Below are 2,119 nucleotides of genomic sequence, written 5' to 3' on the forward strand. Positions count from 1 at the left end.
CCTTTAGCCTTTCGCCTTTCGCCTTCCGCCTCCCCAAATTCTTCCTTCAGGGTCTCAATCTCCAGGTTGGCAGCCTCCCACTCCTCATAAAAACCGGCCAACTGCGCCTCTAGTTTCTGTTTCTTTCTTTCCTGCCGCCACACTTCCTCCGCCTTTGTCTGCTGAAAATAATCAGGGTCGGCAAAAATATTTTTAATCGCGGTAATTTCATCTTCAAGCTGGGAAATTTCCCCTTCCAGTTGGCGGCTTTTCAACTGCAAAGGTTTAACCGCCCGGCTGTAGGCCTGACGTTTGGCCGCGGCGGCTTTCTTTTTCTCTTTAGCCTCACGATAGCTTGGAACCGACTTTACCTTCGCCGGTTTTTCGCCGGCCAGGTCAACTCGGGAGGACAGGTGATCAACCCCAATTTTTTCCAGGAATTCCCGATAACTGCCATCAAACATTTCCATGCTTTGGGGTTTTAGCTCCAACACCCTGGTGGCTACCCGATCGACCAGATAACGATTATGGCTGACCAACAGGACGCTGCCATCATAATTTTCCAGCGCCCGGGTAAAAGATTCGATGGATTCCATATCCAGGTGGTTACTGGGCTCATCAAGGACCATCACATTCGGCTTCTGCAGCACCATCCTGGCCAACAGCAGGCGGGCAGCTTCACCGCCGGAAAGGGCGGCGGTATTTTTATGCACATCGTCACCGGAAAAAAGGAAATTGCCCAACAACCCCCTGATGGTACCGATGGATGCCCCGGGATCAACGCTGTAAAGGAACTCGTAGGGAGTTGTATTGGCCGGGATGGATTCATGATGATCCTGGGAAAAATACTCCGGATAGGTTTCATAACCCCATTCATATGAACCGGCATCCGCTTCCAGTTCGCCCATCAGGATTTTCAACAAGGTTGATTTCCCCACCCCGTTTGGACCGATAATGGCAATTTTATCCTGGCGATAAACGGTGAAATCAACCCCGTCAAGCACCGATAAGCTACCAAATGATTTGCTGAGTCCATTGACTTCCAAAACTGTCTTACCCGATGGCCGCCGGCTGCTGAAGGAAATAACCGGCCAGGCCCGGGAACTGTAGACCGGCGCCTCAAGATTTTTTTCCAGCCGCTCAATCTGCTTGACTTTGCTCTGGGCCTGGCGGGCCTTGGTGGCCTTGCCCTTGAACCGGGTAACAAAATGCTGCAGCTCGCCGATGCGCTTTTCCGCCTTGGCGGCTTCCTGGTGCCGCATGACATCCTCCTGCTCCTTGGCTTCCAGGAAACGGTCGTAATTTCCCACATACATTTTCATGGTTCCATAATCAATATCAACAATGTGCGTACTGATCGTATTGAGGAACCGCCGATCGTGGGAAACCACCAACACCACTCCCTGGTATGCGGCCAGGTATTCTTCCAGCCAGCGAATGGAAAGAATATCCAGATGGTTGGTAGGCTCATCCAGCAGGAGAACATCAGGTTCACCGAAAAGACACTGGGCCAGCAGCACCCGCAGTTTATAGCCCCCGGACAAAACCTGCATTGGCTGAAAGTGTTTTTCAGCCGGGATCCCCAGGCCTTCAAGCATGGCGGCAATCCGGCTTTCGGCCTGGTAACCGTCATGGTGGGCAATAATTTCCTCCACTTCAATCAGGCGCTCAGCTGAGGGTTCTTTCTGCTGCAGCAACTCTTCTTTTTCAGTCAGGGCGGCGGCCAGATCGGGGCGGCCGGCCAACACCACTTTCAGGATCGGTATGGTCTCAAAAGCAAAATGATCCTGATTGACAGCGCCGACAACTACCCTGCCGGGCAGGGAGATATCGCCCTGATCGGCGGTTTCCAAACCACTCAAGAGGCGCAGAAAGGTGGATTTGCCGGAACCGTTACCGCCGACAATCCCGTAGCGTTTCCCCGGATCAAAACGGAGATTAACCCCGGCAAAAAGCAACTGGCTGCCATAGGACTTGGACAGGTTACTGATACTGATCATAATAATCTATTCACGTCATACTGAAGCATGAGCAAAGCCCTTTTTCAGCTAGGAATTATCTTCTTCAAACCCACTATCCAGCAGTCAAACCCAACTGGACAGAGGCAAAGTCATTATGGTATCCTGCCATAACAGAATGT

1 protein-coding gene is annotated in these 2,119 nt (G+C 51.8%); it reads right to left on the reverse strand.

All coding sequences use genetic code 11. From position 1 onward, the window contains the following. Positions 1–1,979, reverse strand: a 1,979-nt coding sequence (locus tag U9P07_00790; GenBank protein ID MEA2107942.1) for an ABC-F family ATP-binding cassette domain-containing protein, incomplete at its 3' end; no start/stop codon positions are given. Positions 1,980–2,119: the final 140 nt, after the last annotated feature.

This window comes from Pseudomonadota bacterium (assembly GCA_034660915.1).
Lineage (GTDB): Bacteria > Desulfobacterota > Anaeroferrophillalia > Anaeroferrophillales > Anaeroferrophillaceae > DQWO01.